We start from the raw sequence: 17,951 nt of genomic DNA, 5'->3' as shown, positions 1-17,951 counted from the left end.
GGGGGAAAAACGATGAGTAAACGTAAAGTAATCTCGATCGTCATGGCTTTGTTCGTAGCCATCAGCGTGTTGTCGGCATGTTCAGGCAATTCGGAGCAAAATTCTAAAAAATCGAATACGCCAATCGACAACTCTAATCATGTTCCGGAAGAATATGTAGATTATTCGGAAGGATTTCCTGAGAAGGTCACACTGGAAATTCCGGTCTATGAGCGTGCGTTCGAGGGCTGGAATGTGACGGATAACTACTATACCCGCTGGGTTCAGCAGGAATTCGGAGATAAGTATAACATCGAGGTTAAATTTGTTCCGATTACTCGCACCAGCGAGGTCACGGATTATGAGCAATTGCTGGCTTCGCACAAGGCCCCGGACATCATTTTTCACTATGACATGCCGCAAGCCCTGGCCTACTACGGGGAAGATGTGATGCAAGAACTGGATTATGACGAAATTGCTTATTATGCTCCGACCTACTGGGGAAACGTGAACTCAACAATAGAGAAATACGGCAGTGTGGATGGAAACAAAGTATTTTTCTTTGCCAATCGCCCTTCTGCGGACAACTTTACGACGCTCATTCGCAAGGACTGGGTGGAGCAAGCCGGGATGAAGATGGAGGACCTGACTTCCTTGGAGAAATTTAACGAGTTGCTGGCAAAATGGAAGGAAGCTGGCCTTGGCGTGGGTGGCGCTAACTTGCTGCAGAACAATTACAACTTCAACTATCCATTCCGGGATTGGCCGTTCGACGAGAAAGAAAGAGCGTTGTATTCGGATCTTAGTGTGGCGGATTTGCCGTCTCCGGCAACTGAGCGCTATCTGCGCAACCTGAACTATCAATATAATAACGGATTGATCGACAAGGAATTTTATTTGCGTAACGATGAGGCCAAGACGAAGGCTGAATTCGTGGCGGGCAAGACCGGAACGTACGCCTTCTATCTTACCAGCAATACAGACGTTATATCGGCAACCCTGGTGAACAATCCTAATGCCGAGTTCGCCGTACTCCCTCCAGCAGCCAGCGTGGCGGAAGGATATCAGCCGCAAGGACGCGCCTACTGGCCGTTTGGCTTCATCATGGGCATCAACTACGAATCATCAACCGAGGAACGCAGAGCGGTCTGGATGTACCTCGAATGGATGAGCCAACCGGATAACCTGTTCTTCTTGCAAAATGGAGTTGAAGGCCAGAACTATACACTCGACGCGGATGGCATTGCGGTGAAGGTAGCTGATTTTGCGGGCGAGTCAAAGCTATCCAATAACAACAACAAGGATTATTGGGGCCTTGTCACGGAGATGGCTGAATACGCCAGTCCGGAATTGTCGCGGAAGTCGTATATCCGCAACTGGGCACCTCCAGGATACGAGTATCTGGCTGAAGATATGCTCAAGTATTATGACGAGGTGGAGGAGTATCGCACGCCAGACGCTTTGTTCAGTGTCGTTCTTGAGAAAGTGAACGAATATAAGGCCGATCTGAACTCGCTGTTCCAGGAATTGTATGTGAAGTGTGTTCTTGCTCCGGAGGGCGAGTTTGATGCCACATACGAAGCGGCGAAGAAGACTTATCAGAATGCGGGCTACCAGGAAATACTTGACGAGAAGCAGAAAGCGATTGAAGCAGGACAATACAATTAATCCGGAGGGTGATTAGTGTTGAAGCTAACATCGATTCCGTCCGACCTGAAGCCCATCGCGGGACGTGTGGCGGACTATATTTTCAGCATGGACCTGACCTGGGACTGGCCGGGAGGGGTTGCCTTTTACGGAGTCAGCTCCATTTACGAAGCGACCGGGGAAGAGGCTTATCTTGAACGCATGGTGGCATGGTGTGAGGAGTACATTGAGGTGGGGCTTCCGGTATGGAACGTGAACACCTGCGCGATGGGACATATGCTGCTCACCTTGTATGAACATACGCAAGACCAGAAGTATCTTGATCTGATATTAAGCAAGATCGATTACCTCCAGAACAAGGCGCCCCGATTCGGAGAACGGGTGCTGCAGCATACGGTGTCGGCCAAAAATGATTTCCCTGAGCAGTGCTGGGCGGATACCTTATTTATGGCGGCCTACTTCATGCTGCGTACCGGGGTGATGCTGGGGGAGAAGCCACTGATTGAAGATGCCCTACATCAATTTTATTGGCATATCCACTACTTGCAAGACGAAGATTCCGGGCTTTGGTACCATGGCTACAGCAACGTAACTAAGGATCATATGTCAGGGATTCACTGGGCGCGGGCGAATGCTTGGGCAGCTTATACGATGTCCCGGGCAGCCAGGGAGGTTCCAGAAGGCTATCTCTATCCGCCGATGATGCATATATGGAGCTCCCTGCGGGACCAACTGGCTGCGATTAAGAAGCTGCAAAAGGATAACGGCCTCTGGGGAACAGTTCTTGATGTTCCGGAAGCCTATGGGGAAGTGTCAGCGACGGCCGGAATAGCGGCCGCCATGATGATGCAAGGCAACCCCCTTCATGCGAAATATGTACAGAAAGCGTTGAACGGCGTGCTCGATAACATTGCATTAAATGGCCGCGTTCTGAATGTGTCCGGCGGAACCGCCGTAATGAAGGAGGTCGGAGACTATCTTGCAGTGGACCGAAAATGGGCCCAAGGCTGGGGGCAGGGTCTCGTATTAGCCTTATTAGCTGCTGCCATTGAACACGGTGAGTGATATGCTGTTATAGAAGATCATCGTGTGAGAGGGAGGTGGAGGGATGATAAGGAAAGCTTCATTAATGAAGGTGTATGAAGATTGTCATGAGGAATATCATAAACGTCATGATGAGCTTTGGCCCGAGATGGAAGAGATGCTGCTCGCTCACGGAGTTATTAGTTACTCCATTTTTTTAGATGAGTCTACCAGCAATCTGTTTGCCTACCTAGAGATTGAGGATGAAATTCTCTGGAGCCAGGCCGCGGATACGGATGTTTGCCGAAAATGGTGGGACAGCATGAAGGACCTCATGGAGACGAATGCGGATCATAGTCCTGTGAGCCGTGAGTTGCAAGAGGTATTCTTTCTGGAAAGAAAGCTGGGAGAGTAGATGAAGACGGCCCCTGAATGCCTCAGGGGCTGTCTTTATTCATCATGCAGGCTCTCAAAAATTAATATGATAATGCTCTAATTATATAGGTTGTATTATTGTTGCTCTCTCTTTATAGTAAACATGATCGTACATATATTAGTTAGGGCCTTTTTAACAAGGCAGGAGGAGAGAGAATCAATTGTTGACTGGGTTTTTGCTCTTATTATTGGCTTGTTTCTTTCAAGGAAGCTTTGGACTTGGCATGAAGAAATATCAACCCTTCTCGTGGGAGGCCTTCTGGGTTGTCTTCTCCGTGGTGGGTATTTTGCTCGTTCCCTGGTTGTGGACCTGGATTGAAGTCCCGGAATTTCTGAATTATGTTCGCGAGACTCCGGTTAAGGTGCTTGGCCTGGCTTCTCTATGCGGCTTGTTGTGGGGGATTAGCTCCATCCTGTTTGGCAAAGCGGTGGATACCATTGGGGTCTCGCTGACGTATGGGGTGAACATGGGGATTTCGGCATCGCTGGGGTCACTGATTCCGCTGCTCTTGTTCGGAAATCTGCCACGGGCCGCTTCCTTTATCGTGTTGCTTGCTGGCATGGCCATCATGCTGGGCGGGGTTGTGGTGATTACCAAGGCCGGTCTGGATAAGGAGAAGCGGCTCAAGCAGCAAAGGGGAGGACAAGGTGGGGCTTCGTCATCGGAAGTACCGTTGTCCAAGGGGCTGATCATGGCTTCGATTGCTGGTCTTGGCTCGGCGGCGATGAACATTGGCTTCTCTTATGCGAACCGGACGCTGGATATTGCTGCAGGACATGGGGTATCCGAGATGAGCGCCAGCCTGATTCCGTGGGTGGTTACGCTATCCGGTGGTTTTGTGGCGAACTTCGCTTACGCCTTCTTCAAGCTGATTCAGAACCGGACTTATCGCGATTATGTGAAGCCGGGCAGTGGCAAGGCCTATGTCAAAGCCATCGGGACCGCACTAATCTGGTTTTTTGCGCTTGGCTTCTATGCGAAAGCGACGGTCCTGCTTGGCCCAATCGGCTCCAGCGTAGGCTGGCTGGCCTTTAACGGTCTGGCTCTGATCGTGAGCAATGCCTGGGGGCTGAAGGACGGGGAATGGAAGGGATTCCCGGGACCGAAGAAGCAGCTTATGATCGGAAATGCTATTCTGATCGCGTCCTGGATCGTAGTAGGCATCGCCAACAGCTTGGCGTAGATTAAGGTTTAATATACTCTGCAAAATTCTCTTGTAAATACCGTGAATTAATATCCTCTCTGAGATGGTGATGGATCAGCGCGTCGAGCTGGTCCATTTCTTTATGCATCATCAGTTCCAGCATCGTCTGATGCTCCTGGTGGATCTCCACCAGCTTTTCCTTCCTTAACATATGCAATCTGCGGTATCTGGCGTAATGAATGCTGGACTGCTGAATGAGGTCCCATAGGAACTCCCGACCAGCCAGCCGGAACAGGGATTGATGGAAGGCATCATCCAGGTTCAGGAACCGTTCACCATCTTCCTCGTCCTGGATTACGGCCTGCTGCTGATCCAAGATTTCCTTGAGCTCATGTACTCCTGTGAGCAGCAGATGGGAGGACAACTCCTTAATAATTTCCTTCTCCAGCACACTGCGCAAATAGATCATTTGCTCCACCGACTGCAAATCAATGAAGGATACCAGGTTGCCCTTCTTGGGATAGATATCGATATAGGACTCCAGACTAAGCTGCTTGAGCACATCGCGAAGCGGGGTTCTTGAAATTTGATAGCGTTCGGAGAGTGCGGTTTCGCTTAAGATGGAGCCCGGCTTGAGCTTTAACGTCACAATTTCTTGTTTTAGGGTATCTCTGATCTTTTCTTTGATCGGCATTTGTACTCCTGCTTTGTTTTTTATCTAGTATACATGATTTCGAATGGAAGAGGAAGAAGTCCCAGTAATAAACGGTGTTGACAAAAGCAATAACCTGATTTATGATCAAACCGATCTTGTATACAAGATTATTTTAAATATGCTAGGGGAGGCCTGATTATTAATGAACATGACATGGCGGTGGTATGGGGAAGGGAACGATAACATTACACTGGACCATATTCGGCAAATTCCTGGAGTTATGGGGATTGTCTGGTCTTTGCACAACAAGATAGCCGGAGAGGTCTGGGAGATGGAAGAGATTCAGAAGGTGGCGGACCAGATTACGAGCAAAGGGTTCAGCACCGCCGTGGTCGAAAGCGTGAATGTTCATGATGATATTAAAATCGGCTTGCCTACGCGTGATCATTACATTGACATCTATATCGATACCATCCGTAAATTGTCCAAAGTAGGTGTGAAGGTCATTTGCTACAATTTCATGCCAATCTTTGACTGGACGCGTACCGAGCTATATAAAGAGCTTCCCGACGGATCAAACGCCTTGTTTTATGAAAAGGCTGCCATTCTCGATCATCCACGGGAAATGGTGGATCGGATTCTGGCCGGAGCCGGTGCCTTTACGATGCCGGGCTGGGAACCGGAGCGGCTGGCGAAGCTGGATGAGCTCTTTGCCGCTTATGCTGATGTGACGGAAGAGAAGCTGTTCGAGAACTTAATATATTTCCTGAAGCGCATTATTCCAGTGTGCGAGGAAGTCGATATCAAGATGGCGATCCATCCGGATGATCCGGCGTGGCCGATCTTTGGCTTGCCCCGGATTATCCGCAGCCGGGATACAATTCGTCGTATGCTGGACGCCGTGGACAGTAGGTACAATGGCCTGACCTTCTGTACCGGATCGCTTGGCACAAATACGGAGAATGATCTGCCGGCCATGATTCGTGAATTCCATGATCGGATTTATTTTGCTCATATTCGTAACGTGAAGGTATTTGAGAACGGAGACTTTATCGAGGTATCCCATCGCGGAAGTGACGGCAGCGTAGATGTTGCCGAGGTGGTCAAGGCCTATCATGAGAGCGGATACACTGGCTATGTGCGTCCTGACCATGGTCGTCATCTATGGGGAGAAGAGAAGAACTGCCGTCCGGGATACGGTCTGTACGATCGGGCGCTAGGAATCATGTATTTGCTGGGGGTTTGGGACAGTCTGGAAAATGCGAGGGAGGCGAAGTAATGCTTCGTTTATCTTTAAGCAGTATTTCGGATGAAGCATCTGCCTGGGCGACTGCGGGTGTGGAGCTTCCCAAGTTTGATATTGCTCAGGTGACGGAGAATACCCGGAAGAAGCCGCAATGGGTTCATTTCGGGGCAGGCAACATCTTCCGGGGGTTCGTAGCCAACGCGCATCAGCGGTTGCTGGACAGCGGGAAGGCGGATACCGGAATAATCGCTGTTAATTCCTATGATTTGGATAAGGTGGACCCGGATCGCAAGCCTGCCGGTATTTTAACACTGCTGGTGCTGATCAATGCTCGCGGGGAATTTCGGAAGAGTGTCGTTGGCAGCATCGTCGATACGATTACGGCAGACCCGGCCTGGGAAGCTGAATATAACCGCTTAATCCAAGTCTTCGAGCAGCCGAGCCTGCAAATCGCCAGCTTCACCATTACGGAGAAGGGATACGCCCTCACCGGACCGGATGGCAGCTACCTGGATACCGCCAAGCAAGATATCAAGAATGGTCCCGCCGCGCCGAAGCATACGATGAGCAAGGTGGCTGCTCTGGCGTACCGCCGCTATCTGAAAGGCGCTTATCCGATGAGCTTTGTCAGCATGGATAATTGCTCGCATAATGGTGACAAGCTGAAGCAGGCGGTCGTAACGATTGCCCGAGAATGGGCGAAGAACGGCTTCGTGGAAGAGGACTTTATCGCTTACCTTGAGGACGAGAATCGCATCACGTTCCCTTTGTCTATGATTGATAAAATAACGCCGCGCCCATCGGAGCAGGTACAGGCTGCATTGCTGGAGCAGGGCATTGGAGGGATGGAGGTGGCTGTCACCTCCCAGAACACCTATATTGCCCCTTTCGTTAATGCGGAGATCAGCGAATATTTAGTTATCGAAGACAAGTTCGCGGGTGGTCGTCCACCGCTGGAGGATGCGGGTATCATTCTGACTGATCGGGCTACGGTTAATCAGGTGGAGACGATGAAGGTGACGACCTGTCTGAATCCGCTGCATACCGCCCTTGCGGTAACGGGCTGCCTGCTGGGTTATACGCTCATCTCGGATACAATGCAGGATGCCACGCTGCGTAAACTGGTAGAAACTATAGGCTACGCCGAGGGCCTGCCGGTTGTGGTCGATCCGGGTATTCTTGATCCGAAGCAGTTCCTCGATGAGGTGCTGCAGGAGCGGTTCGCCAATCCGTTCATTCCTGATACGCCGCAAAGAATCGCATCCGACACTTCACAAAAGGTAGGCATCCGGTTCGGAGAGACAATTAAATCGTATATTCGCAGAGAGGAACTGGACCCGGTTAGCCTGACGGCAATCCCGCTGGCGATTGCCGCCTGGTGCCGTTATCTGCTGGGGATTGATGATACAGGCAAGCCGTTTACGCCAAGTCCTGACCCCTTGCTTACGGTACTGCAAGGACATTTGGCCGGGGTTAAGTTAGGGGACGCTACTTCAGGCGTACGCGCAATCCTGGAAGATGAGCAGATCTTTGGCGTTTCCTTGTATTCGGCGGGTCTCGGGGAGAAGATTGAACGCATGTTCTATGAAATGCTGGAGGCCCCGGGAGCGGTGCGGAGAACGTTGAATAAATACCTGGAATTGTTGTAAGGAGGAGCCGATGAAGAAGCTTAAGGTATTGGGAGGTTTGCAGGAGTGCGGCGTGGTGGCGGTTATCCGTGCAGAGAGCGGTGAGGAAGCCTATAACATGGCGGTCGCTTGCGTGGATGGCGGACTGACGAATCTGGAAGTGACGTTCACGACCCCGGACGCTCAGGAGGTCATTCGGCGGCTGGTAGCTGAATATGGCGACCGGGCATTGGTCGGAGCCGGTACGGTGCTTGATCCGGTAACCGCGCGGATTGCCATGCTGGCAGGTGCGGAGTTTGTCGTTAGCCCTTCCTTTGATCAGGAGACCGCCCAGCTATGTAATCTGTACGGTATTCCCTATATGCCGGGAGTGCTGACACTAAGCGAAATTAAAGAAGCATTAAAGTATGGAGCAGATGTTCTCAAGTTGTTCCCGGGTAGCGCTTATGGTCCTGGCTTCGTCAAGGCCGTGAAGGGGCCGATGCCTCATGTCAACATTATGCCAACGGGCGGAGTTGATCTTGACAATATGGAGCAATGGTTGAAGGCCGGATGCATGGCTGTGGGCATTGGCGGGAATCTTACCGCTCCGGCCAAGGAGGGGCGCTACGACCAAATTACCGAATTGGCAGCGGCTTATGTAGCCCGGTTCAAAGCCTGCTCTATGGCAAGTGCTAGATAAGACGTAGAGCTCTCGCGAATAATACGTAAGACCCAGGAATATAGCCGTATTTCGGAAATACAGTACCAGGATACTAATGATTTGCACCTCGGTTGGTAGTATAATAATCACATTGTCTTGGTGGTTAACTAATCAATTTCGAGGATGTGCTGTACGATGAATGCGGGAAAAATTTTGTTAAAAACCCTGGAATTCAGCCACGAGTTGGATGTGCTGCATAAGCATATTACAACGAACCAATTGCCAGTCAGAAAGAGCGATTCTTTTGACAAGCAATGCTTTTTCCTGGAGGAATATCTTAAGGAAGATACCTATCAATCGGTGTACCGGAAGATGAACTCGGTTAACAAGTGGTCCGGGATCGTAGCCGTGCCTGTGTTCCTGATTATTGCAGCGGCATTTGTATACGGGAAATGGATTAATCCGTCGTTCGATGTATTCGGGTTCTTCGTAGATAACCCGGTGCTGTATATTGTGCCTGCTATTTTGATTGTCATTACTTTAACGTTGGCGTTGGTTCATCAGTCCTTGCGCAAGAAACTCTATGAGCAAATTTACCCACAGTTGAAGGACAAACTAGGGGTAAGGGAATTAGAATATTAATAAGTTGAACTAAAGAATGAGCAGCATCAGCAAGCATGAAATTACAAAAAGCCGAATGATCCCAAAAAAACAATTTGGGTCATTTCGGTTTTTTGGTTTATATATTAATAGGCAGGCGATTTGTATTTATTTTATGAGGGATATCGATGCGAAGGAGATGAGGGATTACTATGAGAAAACAGAGCTTGATAGCGTTCTTCATTTTGTTAGCAACAGGAATATTCTGGAGCAGTGCGGCATCAGCCGATAATTCATCGGTGACTCTGAACATCAACGGTGAGAAGCTGACCGATGAGAAGGCACTCATTATCAATCAAACGACCATGGTACCGATTCGCACCATCAGCCAACTGCCCTTTTTCACTGTCAATTGGGATAATTCAACCAAGGTGGTTTCTGTGCAGGATACTTTAACCGGGCAAGTGCTCAAGCTAACCGTGGGGAGCAAGGAAGCGCTGAAAGGAACGGAGAAAATAACAGCTAATGAAACGCCTCAAATTGTGGACGGTTCGGTGTATGTGCCATTGCGATTTATTGCAGAGTCTCTGGATACATTAACGTTCTGGGATGCAACGACTAGAACAGCCGTGGTGTATCAAGTTCCGGCCAATCAAGATACGGAAAGCAGTGACTTGGCAGTGGCACGTCAGGCTGTTCTGGAGCTGCCTCGCATTAGCCTGAATGCCCATCTGGGTTCTACTATGGATGTACGGAATACGCTGTATTATTTCCCGTATGGTCATGCCAAAAGCTTCTTTATCCAAGAAGGCAACTATATCCGCTATTATGAAGTTCGTGATGATGCGGCATGGCAGGTCTGGGAAGGAGAAGTTACGTCCAAGCCATCTGGTGAACCGGATGTGATCAAGAATCTGGTTCCGGCTGTGAGTAAGGAATGGGGAGAGCGTCCTTCTTATGCAGGAGACTATGCCTACTACTCTCACGGATGGATGGCAGGAACTCTTCATTATGGAATTCTTACGGAATCCGGCGAGTACAACGAACTGGATAACGTGAATAACGTCCATGATAAGATTAAGGTCTACCTTATTGCCGATGAGGAACGAGTGGATTAATACAGCTACCAGGATAAAGAGAAGGGATTGAGAGCGTCTTACGTTCTCAATCCCTTCGTACGTTAACTGAAATATTGCTTGCGGAACTGGAACGGCGATATCCCCACGTGTTGCTTGAAGCAAGCCGAGAAATAAGGAGTGTAGCGAAAGCCGATCTCCTCGGCGATCCGTTCAATGGACCATTCCGTGGTGATTAATAGCCGTTTGGCCTGTTCCAGACGGAAATCCTGCAAATATTCGAGTGGGGTTCGTCCATATCTCAACTTCATGCAGCGTACAATATAATTGGTGTGAAAATGAAGAGCCGAGGACAGCACTTCATTGGTCATCTTCTCCCGGTAATGCTCCTGAATATAGGCAGACGCTCTTTCAGCGAGCCGTGTGGCTGCCATACCCGCTTCGCTGCTTCCGCCTTCCTCCAGCATGGATAGCAGATCGGAGAGGCATCGTTGCTCCTGCCAGAATGAGTTCGCCATGGGCAAGGCAAGCAACTGCTCCAGCAGGGCATAGGCTGCCGCAGGACCGGCTAGCTGCGTATGCTTGGGCAATCGAACCGTATAGGAGTTGTTGAAGGGCCGCGACAGAGTCGGTGAATCTTCCACCTGGGTAGCAAGGTCCGGTTGGACTGGCGGGGCATCATGCTCGAAATGAACCCAGTAAAATATAGTAGCCTGTTCACAAGGCTTTATGGCGTAATGCTCACCGTCAGGTTCGAGAAGCAAAGTATCGCCCTTTTGCAAGGCCCATTCCTGCCCATTTTCCCCGATATGTAATTCACCTTCCACCATAATTAACAGGTCATAAATACCCAGCTTCTTGCGGTTAGGGTGACGGTCTCCTACCGAGAACTCCGAGCGGCCTGCGCCCAAATAGTAGGGCAGCGGCGGAATTTGAAGCTCAACAATGTCTGTACTCAATGACCTGATCCTCCATCCCTAAGTCCATGCTGTTCATGAGAAAAGCATATAGTCGAGTGGGGGAAGAGTCAATCTGAAATGAGGGAGGGATACATTTTACGCTTGAAAAAAACCGTCTGGACGGTATAATAAATAAACGAAGGGGGTGTATCCGGTGAAATCCAAGAAGGAACAGAAACGCGAACTGATCTTGAACACGGTGTCTAAGCTTATCCGTGAAGAAGGGATGGAGAAGCTGACTTTGGAGGCTGTAGCCACGAAGGCAGGCATCAGCAAGGGAGGTTTGCTTTATCATTTTCCAAGCAAGGATGCTCTGATTCTGGGGATGATCGAACAACTGTCGGATCGCTTTATTACGGATTTCAGAAGCAGGGCAGAAGGGGACACCGAGAGCAAGGGGAAGTGGACGCGTTCTTATGTGGATACGTCGGTACAGGAGGAATTGTGTGATTTGTACGTCGGCATATCGGCGGCCCATTTCACCAACCCCGATATGCTTCGGCAGCTTCAAGAGACCTATGTTGAAATTCAGGAGAAGATGGAGCACGATGAGGTGGACCCGGTTCGCTCGACGATAGCCCGGTTAGCCATCGATGGTCTATGGCTAGCCGACATGTTCGGATTGGCATCACCGCAGGGAGCATTCAGACAACAAATTATTGAACAAATCAAAGCAAGCATACAGGAGGAGCAACAATGATGATGGCTTATCTATTTCTGGCGTTCTCAATCATGCTGGAGCTGCTGGGAACCTCTTTGCTCAAGGCATCGAACGGGTTCACCAAATTGTTTCCAACGTTAGGTACGGTGATAGCATTTGTTGCCGCCTTCTATTTCCTTTCTATATCGCTTAAGACCCTTCCCTTAAATATGACGTATGCTATCTGGTCGGGCGTAGGCACGGTGGCGACGGCACTCATCTCCATCCTGATCTGGAAGGAGAAGGTGAATGCTGGAAGTGTTGTGGGGATTGGCTTGATCGTGGTTGGTGTGATCGTACTGAACTTGTTCGGGGCAGGGCATGGTGAAGGCGAAGCCGGAGCCAAGGAGAAAAGTCCGGTATCCAGTGAAGTTGCTATTTCCAAACCCTATGATGAAGCTTAAGTGCAAGGATACCAGAACAGAAGGACCGACCGGAGCTTGTAAGCCGGACGGTCCTTTGCCTTTTAGCGGGGCAGAGGTCGGGAGAGTTGGTAATAACCGCTGTCCGAGGCTAATTGCAGCAGATCACGGGCATAGGAGCCGGCCCAGGAATATCCATGGCGGCGTTCCTCACTAATTTGCAGGATATCGAAGTATTTCTTGCCATCCCGATCGGCGAAGAAATGGCGGTTGTCCTCTACATTATAGAACCGGTACCAAATGACGCTGGAGGGATCGCTGACGAAATAATCCGGTCCTTGTCTCACATATTTAACACCATCGGTTCGGACGGTATCAAACCATTGGAGAGCGGCCTTGGCGGCTCGTTGGATCTCGGTGGTCTGGGGTCTGGACATCAGGAAAGCTACAATCCCGACGGATTCGCTGCCGGATTTGGAAGGTAACTCATAGGCGCGGGCAGCTACCGGAGCATAGTTCACAGGGTCATGCTGAGCGCCCCATACCGTTCGGACTCCGTTATTAACAATCTGAGAGCGAAGAATATAATCAATGCTTTTATCCATTGCTGTGCCAAGCTTGCTATACTGCTCATTGGTCAGTAGATTGCTGTTGCTGAAATCCCCTTTCCGTTGGATCATGTCATCTATTAATACGAGCACTCGAACCATAGCATCATCATTGAAGGTGACAGCATCGGAATAGTTGCTCCGCTTCGGATAGACTTGGGGGAAGCCGCCGGAGGGATACTGCATACCTGTAATGAAATCTACCGCTTTGCGCAAGCTTGTCCGATAAGCATTGTTGCTGGTTTTGTTATACATATAAGCGAGGAAGCGAATTTCGGCAACGGTAGCTTTATTGTCAATTGTACCCAATTCTACGCCAGAGGCTTTCCAGCCTGATCGGGCTTCTTTGCCGTCCCAAGGCTTCTTGTACTTATCCAGCATATCCTTATAGAAGCCGCCATGGGGCATTTGCCAAGTGATGATATTATTAGCCAAGGTGGTATCTTTGGCCAGATCTCCGCTGATAAAATCACTGATATTCCGATGCTTGTTCAAGAGTGAATCCGTATTGACGGCTTGCAGGGAAATATCTGAATTGTAGGTCAGGGAATCGGCTGATTCGGATGGGGAGGTAGGGACGGGGGTGTTGTCTCCACTCGCAAAGCCGACGGGGAGAGCACCCAGGATAAGTGCGGTCACAAGACAAGGCACGATTAGCTTCTTGAAATGATAGTTCTGCATAGGAATACCTCCTGAAATTGAGATGGGATGTTCATTCCGGCAACATAAGCAGAAATCGAATCCAAGCTGACTATATTTTGTAAGCGATTACATAATAGTATTAAAAAAACATCTTTCCTCCTTTCTTATTAAAATCATAGAACTAGAATCATGGACAATAAAATGGAATAAACATCCATTAATGCAAATTAAATATAACCTTTCTGATTTGGAATGTCAATATTAGTATAATGATTATCAAAATGGAAATTCAAGCGGCGAAAAGCCGCTACATTCCGGAAAGGAGCGTAGCGGCTTAGCGAATGAGTTGTCTTATCCAATCAGGCCAAGCCATTGCCAGATCGGTACGCTGACCAGCAGACCCACGATGTTAACGACCATATAAATGACCGATCCCAGCATGGTTTGTTTGGCGGTAGCCATTTTCCCATCGATGGCATAATACGTTGTCAGGAACGGTGGGTTCTGGTATTGCAAAACCCAGATATTCACCGAGGTAATGGTGGCAAAGGCAATGATAAACGGGCTGATATCCGTATTGGCCAGCAGCGGCAACACAATCAGAATAAAAATAGTCACGGCTGCGGACAAGGAAACGAGCAGGAAGCGAATGGCATAGACCAGCAAGGCCAACACCACGACCAGGATATAAGGATTTTGCAGCACAGGCTTGATAATTGGCGTTAATGTGCTGCCGATCCATTGATCAATACCTACTTCGGGAAGCACTGTGCCCAGATTCAAGGCGCAGCCGATGAAGATAATAGCGTTCCAAGGTATTTTATTCTTGAAGTCAGCGACGCTAATGACCTTCAGGCCCACTAGAATGGATACGGCCAGAATGGCTATAACGGCGGAAGAAATGCCCGTTGTCTTCTCCAGCATCCATAGAGCGAGTGTACCTACTAAGACGATGGCGGTGATTTTTTCGTTTTTGCTCATTTTGCCAAGCTCTTTAAGCTGGTTGCTCAGAAAGTCTCCAGGTAGCTTGGTGTCCTTCTCTGGCTTGAAGAAATGCCGGATGGCAAAATAGCTGCCGACAATAAATACGATGGACCACGGCAAGGCATACAGGAACCAGTTGCCCCAGGTCAATTGCTTCTGAACCGATTCATCCAGCAGCCCGCGGCCGACATAGTTCATAAAGGTGGCGCTTAGAAAGATAGGCGAAGCGCAGACAAAGCCAAAGAACATGGAGAGGAATAGCCCTGCGCTAGGCTTGCTCTTTCTTTCATATCCCATCGTATCGCTGATGGACAAGCTGAGTGGAGCGGCGATGGAGCCTTTAGCGTTGGTGCTCGGAATGGTCGGAGATACGATTAATCCCGCGAGCAGCACAGCCAAGCTTTGTCCTCGGAACGTTGTCGGGAAGAACTTCATCACATGTAGAGCAATGCGCTTCATCAATCCCGAGCCACTAACGGCGATCCCGATGCCAAGGCCGCCAATGACCATCCACCAGCTTGTGCCGGAGAATTGGGAGAAGGCGACGTTGAACGGAACTACCTTCAGAACAACCCAGGACGCACACATAATCAGGGCGACGGCAAAATCGGGCATCACATCGGCGATCCAGAATACGATAGCTCCGGCCAAAGTTCCCAGTACGATCATGGATGATCGATCCAGCCCCTCAAAGGGAGGGAGGAACGCGATGATGATGGCGAAAAGGAGACCGAGAACGGCGCCGATGATTTTTTTGGTATTTGTATTCTTCATGGAGTTCACCTACTTCTCTAGAACTGCCGGATTGACTACATAGGCAGGTGTTTTGCCGGCATGGAAATCGACGATCGCCTGAGCAGCACCGATGGAAAGGTTCTCGATGGCTTCGGCGGTGGTACCCGCAATATGAGGCGTGAGCATAATGTTCTTGGCCGAGAACAACGGGTTAGCCAGCTCTGGCGGCTCGACAGAGAACACGTCTACGGCGGCTCCGGCGATGATATCCTGATTCAGCGCTTCTGCTAAATCCGCTTCGTTGACGATACCTCCGCGACTGGCGTTAATCAAATAAGCGGATGGCTTCATTTGTTTCAAGGTATCCAGAGTAATCATATTCTTTGTTGTTTCTGTCAAAGGTACATTAATCGTGACGAAGTCGGCCAGTTCATACAATTCCCGGGCTGTATTCACTTGCGTAACATTCGGATTTGTTGTCTTCACATATTCATCATAGACGTAGACGGAAACGCCCAAGGATTGGACCAAATCGGCAATGATGCTGCCGATGCTGCCGAACCCGATAATCCCCAGATTCTTGCCTTTGATCTCACTTCCGCCAACCTTATAGCGGTTGACCAATCCAGGCAATGATGCACCGGGCTCGGATAGCTTCCCTGTTCGAATCAGGTGATCCGCCGGGAAGAAATATCTGCCAAGGGTCATCATCGAAGCCACGATGTATTCCGCTACCGAGTAGGCATTGGCATTTAATACCCGGCTTACCAAAATGCCACGTTCTGTTGCTGCTTCCACGTCGATGTTATCCACACCGATCCCGTGACGGGAGATAATGGACAAATTCGGTGCTGCTTCAATCACTTCACGAGGCAAGGGACTGGTGCGCACGATCATGCCGTACACATCCTGGCTCAGGCTGATTAAGGTCTCTGCATCGGTGGAAGGAGAGACGACGACTTCAAATCCTTGTTGCTCCAAAAGGGCCAGCCCTTTAGGGTTAATCGCTTCACATAGCAAAATCTTGGTTGACATAAGAACCCTCCATTACAGTAATATCATGCCGTATTTTCTCACGGGGAAACTTTGTGAAAAAAGTATCAAGCAATTGAAGTGTACTCGCTACACTTACTGTACAGTCAATACAGGCTTTCCAAGAAAAAAGGATGATTTGGATTCCACGAGAACCCAAACCATCCTTTATTTTCCCTTGTTTCAAGGGTTTTATGTTGCTTATACATCATGAATTCGAGCCAGTGTACAGTTACTGTATTTGGTTCGTAAAGGGAATCCAGGCTTCGAAATAACGATACCGTTCCTTAGCGCTATCCGTCTCTTCAAAGATATTAGCGATGGTGGCAAGCTGCACGTCCCCACTCAGCTCGAGCCGATTAAATTGCATGAACTCTTCCACGTAATCGAGGTAGCTCCATTTAACGGAATCATAGGAATCCACCTTGAAAATCGTATAAATACAAGGCTGCGACTCGACGAAAAAAGCTGTAGAAATTTGGTCAAAGCCAAAAAATTCAGCATACTCCTGCTCCAAAGTGAGGTCACAGTAAGTGGAGATTGGCTGCTCCCCGGTTGCAATATCGCTCTGCCGGATGCCCAAGGTATGCCGACATAACGGCATGGCCTCCATAGCGATTTTCCTGGCCAGTGTGCCGTTGCTTGACTTCTCCAAAATATCCTCCTGCAAATGCAGGTGATGCCACCTTGCAGGGCGGACCCGGTAGAAGCATTTTCTATAAAATAAAGGAATGGATTGAACCAGTTGCTGAAGCTGCTTCATGCCTTCCAGGCAGTATTGCTTTCTCAGCAGTTCCTTCTCATTCTCGGCGATCTTGCTGCCCAGGCTGTTTGCCAAATCGTTCATATCATCTTCGTTGAAGATCTTCTCGGTTTCTTCTACGGAGAAGCCCATGTTCTGATACTGCTTGCGAATCATGATCATGTATACGTCATAGGACGCGTAGAGCCGTTCGTTCCGATGATTCTTCTCGCCGGGCAGTACGATGCCAGCCTTGTCGTAATAGCGAATGGTCTGGGGATGCATGCCCAGCATATTTGCGACTTCGCCGATTCGATAGGTAGCCATAAATTTGCGGTCTTTTTGTTCCATAGGTTGCAGCCCCGCCTTCGTGTATTTAATGGTCATTCTATCACTCTATCCTTGCGGGCAACAAGTAGAAGTACATCAATGAATCTATTGTTAACCTAATTTGATAAAAATAGGTTTACAATTGGAGAGAGGCGAAATATAATTCAAAGCATACATTTCGCAATAGGTGGAGGATCAATGATGAAGACAAAAGATTTGGTATATGCTTCGCTGCTAGCTGCATTTATTTCTGTATTGGGCATGCTTCCGCCCCTTCCGTTAGGCTTTATCCCTGTTCCCATTACGGCGCAGACGCTGGGGGTTATGCTGGCCGGGTCTTTTTTGGGTAAAAAAACGGGGGCGATGAGCCTGCTCTTGTTCATTGTTCTGGTGGCTATCGGCTTGCCGGTATTGTCTGGTGGACGTGGGGGATTCGCTGCACTGGTCGGTCCATCGGCCGGGTATATTTTGAGCTTTCCTATCGCCGCTTATGCGATCGGTTGGGCTACGGAAAAAGTGTGGCGTAACATGAAGACGTGGAAGCTGCTGTTCATTCATATCGTATTTGGCGTCCTGCTGGTAAATTTGATTGGCGCTCCTATGATGGCGCTGATTACGAATACATCGATCTGGGCAGGAATGCTCGGCGCAGCCGCGTATCTCCCAGGCGACTTGATCAAGGCTGTAGCCGCAACTCTGATTGCTATGCAGCTTAGAGCGGTCAGTCCCATTGAGGATAAAATACATAGCTCAGCATCTTGAGTTTGGAAGTGATGGAAC

Annotated in this window: 18 protein-coding genes; 12 read left to right on the top strand and 6 right to left on the bottom strand. The window is 49.3% G+C overall.

Going from position 1 to position 17,951, the window contains the following annotated elements:
* The first annotated feature begins 12 nt into the window (after nucleotides 1–12).
* From BN3279_RS22100 to BN3279_RS22085, 4 genes are all read left to right on the top strand, one after another.
* A complete protein-coding gene (locus tag BN3279_RS22100) occupies nucleotides 13–1,647 on the top strand; it encodes a type 2 periplasmic-binding domain-containing protein (protein WP_059054035.1) in 1,635 nt (544 codons plus the stop codon).
* 15 nt (nucleotides 1,648–1,662) lie between these two features.
* Nucleotides 1,663–2,691 carry a glycoside hydrolase family 88/105 protein gene (locus BN3279_RS22095; protein WP_059054033.1) on the top strand — a complete coding sequence of 343 codons (1,029 nt, stop codon included), beginning with the start codon at nucleotides 1,663–1,665 and terminating at the stop codon, nucleotides 2,689–2,691.
* Nucleotides 2,692–2,734: 43 nt separating this feature from the next.
* Entirely contained in the window at nucleotides 2,735–3,064 is a 330-nt protein-coding gene (gene rhaM, locus BN3279_RS22090) for an L-rhamnose mutarotase (protein ID WP_059054031.1), read from the top strand.
* Between the two features lie 181 nt (nucleotides 3,065–3,245).
* Nucleotides 3,246–4,268 carry an L-rhamnose/proton symporter RhaT gene (locus BN3279_RS22085; protein WP_059054029.1) on the top strand — a complete coding sequence of 341 codons (1,023 nt, stop codon included), beginning with the start codon at nucleotides 3,246–3,248 and terminating at the stop codon, nucleotides 4,266–4,268.
* A gap of 1 nt (nucleotide 4,269) precedes the next feature.
* Here BN3279_RS22085 and BN3279_RS22080 read toward each other — a convergent pair whose 3' ends face one another.
* Nucleotides 4,270–4,923, bottom strand: a complete 654-nt coding sequence (locus BN3279_RS22080) for a GntR family transcriptional regulator (protein ID WP_059054027.1) — start codon at nucleotides 4,921–4,923, stop codon at nucleotides 4,270–4,272.
* Nucleotides 4,924–5,086: 163 nt separating this feature from the next.
* Here BN3279_RS22080 and uxuA point away from each other — a divergent pair, with 163 nt between their 5' ends.
* The 5 genes from uxuA (at nucleotide 5,087) to BN3279_RS22055 (ending at nucleotide 10,119) form a co-directional block, all read left to right on the top strand.
* The gene (gene uxuA, locus BN3279_RS22075) at nucleotides 5,087–6,163 is read left to right on the top strand and encodes a mannonate dehydratase (protein WP_059054025.1); all 1,077 of its coding nucleotides are present in this window, start codon (nucleotides 5,087–5,089) and stop codon (nucleotides 6,161–6,163) included.
* Nucleotides 6,163–7,779, top strand: coding sequence for a mannitol dehydrogenase family protein (locus tag BN3279_RS22070; protein ID WP_059054024.1), 1,617 nt, complete (start codon nucleotides 6,163–6,165; stop codon nucleotides 7,777–7,779). The genes uxuA and BN3279_RS22070 overlap by 1 nt, the downstream gene beginning before the upstream one ends.
* A gap of 10 nt (nucleotides 7,780–7,789) precedes the next feature.
* Nucleotides 7,790–8,440: a bifunctional 2-keto-4-hydroxyglutarate aldolase/2-keto-3-deoxy-6-phosphogluconate aldolase gene (locus BN3279_RS22065; RefSeq protein ID WP_059054022.1), complete on the top strand. Its 651-nt coding sequence runs from the start codon at nucleotides 7,790–7,792 to the stop codon at nucleotides 8,438–8,440.
* A gap of 156 nt (nucleotides 8,441–8,596) precedes the next feature.
* Nucleotides 8,597–9,043 carry a DUF6097 family protein gene (locus tag BN3279_RS22060; protein WP_059054019.1) on the top strand — a complete coding sequence of 149 codons (447 nt, stop codon included), beginning with the start codon at nucleotides 8,597–8,599 and terminating at the stop codon, nucleotides 9,041–9,043.
* 170 nt (nucleotides 9,044–9,213) lie between these two features.
* Nucleotides 9,214–10,119, top strand: coding sequence for a copper amine oxidase N-terminal domain-containing protein (locus tag BN3279_RS22055; RefSeq protein ID WP_059054017.1), 906 nt, complete (start codon nucleotides 9,214–9,216; stop codon nucleotides 10,117–10,119).
* Between the two features lie 62 nt (nucleotides 10,120–10,181).
* Here the strand turns inward: BN3279_RS22055 and BN3279_RS22050 are convergent, their stop codons facing one another.
* A complete protein-coding gene (locus tag BN3279_RS22050; protein WP_059054015.1) occupies nucleotides 10,182–11,036 on the bottom strand; it encodes a helix-turn-helix domain-containing protein in 855 nt (284 codons plus the stop codon).
* A 154-nt stretch (nucleotides 11,037–11,190) separates the two neighbouring features.
* Here BN3279_RS22050 and BN3279_RS22045 point away from each other — a divergent pair, with 154 nt between their 5' ends.
* Nucleotides 11,191–11,736: a TetR/AcrR family transcriptional regulator gene (locus tag BN3279_RS22045; RefSeq protein WP_059054014.1), complete on the top strand. Its 546-nt coding sequence runs from the start codon at nucleotides 11,191–11,193 to the stop codon at nucleotides 11,734–11,736.
* 2 nt (nucleotides 11,737–11,738) lie between these two features.
* Entirely contained in the window at nucleotides 11,739–12,140 is a 402-nt protein-coding gene (locus BN3279_RS22040; protein WP_059054650.1) for a DMT family transporter, read from the top strand.
* 62 nt (nucleotides 12,141–12,202) lie between these two features.
* Here the strand turns inward: BN3279_RS22040 and pelA are convergent, their stop codons facing one another.
* The 4 genes from pelA to BN3279_RS22020 all read right to left on the bottom strand — a co-directional run bounded on the left by pelA (nucleotide 12,203) and on the right by BN3279_RS22020 (nucleotide 17,228).
* Entirely contained in the window at nucleotides 12,203–13,387 is a 1,185-nt protein-coding gene (gene pelA / locus BN3279_RS22035; protein ID WP_059054012.1) for a pectate lyase, read from the bottom strand.
* A gap of 312 nt (nucleotides 13,388–13,699) precedes the next feature.
* Nucleotides 13,700–15,106, bottom strand: a complete 1,407-nt coding sequence (locus BN3279_RS22030; RefSeq protein WP_059054010.1) for an SLC13 family permease — start codon at nucleotides 15,104–15,106, stop codon at nucleotides 13,700–13,702.
* Nucleotides 15,107–15,115: 9 nt separating this feature from the next.
* Nucleotides 15,116–16,102 (bottom strand): hydroxyacid dehydrogenase, encoded by a 987-nt coding sequence (locus BN3279_RS22025; protein ID WP_059054008.1) that lies wholly within the window; start codon nucleotides 16,100–16,102, stop codon nucleotides 15,116–15,118.
* A gap of 229 nt (nucleotides 16,103–16,331) precedes the next feature.
* Complete coding sequence (locus BN3279_RS22020) at nucleotides 16,332–17,228, bottom strand: MerR family transcriptional regulator (protein WP_059054006.1); 897 nt, start codon at nucleotides 17,226–17,228, stop codon at nucleotides 16,332–16,334.
* A 141-nt stretch (nucleotides 17,229–17,369) separates the two neighbouring features.
* On the opposite strand from BN3279_RS22020, the gene BN3279_RS22015 reads away from it, so the two are divergent.
* The gene (locus BN3279_RS22015) at nucleotides 17,370–17,933 is read left to right on the top strand and encodes a biotin transporter BioY (RefSeq protein ID WP_316245768.1); all 564 of its coding nucleotides are present in this window, start codon (nucleotides 17,370–17,372) and stop codon (nucleotides 17,931–17,933) included.
* Nucleotides 17,934–17,951: the final 18 nt, after the last annotated feature.

Source organism: Paenibacillus senegalimassiliensis (assembly GCF_001486585.1).
GTDB classification, from domain to species: Bacteria; Bacillota; Bacilli; order Paenibacillales; family Paenibacillaceae; genus Fontibacillus; species Fontibacillus senegalimassiliensis.
The sequence above is the reverse complement of the archived record's forward strand: the minus strand, read 5'-3'. Positions and strand labels throughout refer to the sequence as shown.

Excerpts from the sequence above, each read along its gene's own strand:
- BN3279_RS22100 (WP_059054035.1), top strand. The coding sequence starts at position 13 with ATGAGTAAACGTAAAGTAATCTCGATCGTCATGGCTTTGTTCGTAGCC.
- rhaM (WP_059054031.1), top strand. The coding sequence starts at position 2,735 with ATGATAAGGAAAGCTTCATTAATGAAGGTGTATGAAGATTGTCATGAG.
- BN3279_RS22080 (WP_059054027.1), bottom strand. The coding sequence starts at position 4,923 with ATGCCGATCAAAGAAAAGATCAGAGATACCCTAAAACAAGAAATTGTG.
- uxuA (WP_059054025.1), top strand. The coding sequence starts at position 5,087 with ATGAACATGACATGGCGGTGGTATGGGGAAGGGAACGATAACATTACA.
- BN3279_RS22070 (WP_059054024.1), top strand. The coding sequence starts at position 6,163 with ATGCTTCGTTTATCTTTAAGCAGTATTTCGGATGAAGCATCTGCCTGG.
- BN3279_RS22065 (WP_059054022.1), top strand. The coding sequence starts at position 7,790 with ATGAAGAAGCTTAAGGTATTGGGAGGTTTGCAGGAGTGCGGCGTGGTG.
- BN3279_RS22060 (WP_059054019.1), top strand. The coding sequence starts at position 8,597 with ATGAATGCGGGAAAAATTTTGTTAAAAACCCTGGAATTCAGCCACGAG.
- BN3279_RS22055 (WP_059054017.1), top strand. The coding sequence starts at position 9,214 with ATGAGAAAACAGAGCTTGATAGCGTTCTTCATTTTGTTAGCAACAGGA.
- BN3279_RS22040 (WP_059054650.1), top strand. The coding sequence starts at position 11,739 with ATGGCTTATCTATTTCTGGCGTTCTCAATCATGCTGGAGCTGCTGGGA.
- pelA (WP_059054012.1), bottom strand. The coding sequence starts at position 13,387 with ATGCAGAACTATCATTTCAAGAAGCTAATCGTGCCTTGTCTTGTGACC.
- BN3279_RS22030 (WP_059054010.1), bottom strand. The coding sequence starts at position 15,106 with ATGAAGAATACAAATACCAAAAAAATCATCGGCGCCGTTCTCGGTCTC.
- BN3279_RS22025 (WP_059054008.1), bottom strand. The coding sequence starts at position 16,102 with ATGTCAACCAAGATTTTGCTATGTGAAGCGATTAACCCTAAAGGGCTG.
- BN3279_RS22020 (WP_059054006.1), bottom strand. The coding sequence starts at position 17,228 with ATGACCATTAAATACACGAAGGCGGGGCTGCAACCTATGGAACAAAAA.
- BN3279_RS22015 (WP_316245768.1), top strand. The coding sequence starts at position 17,370 with ATGATGAAGACAAAAGATTTGGTATATGCTTCGCTGCTAGCTGCATTT.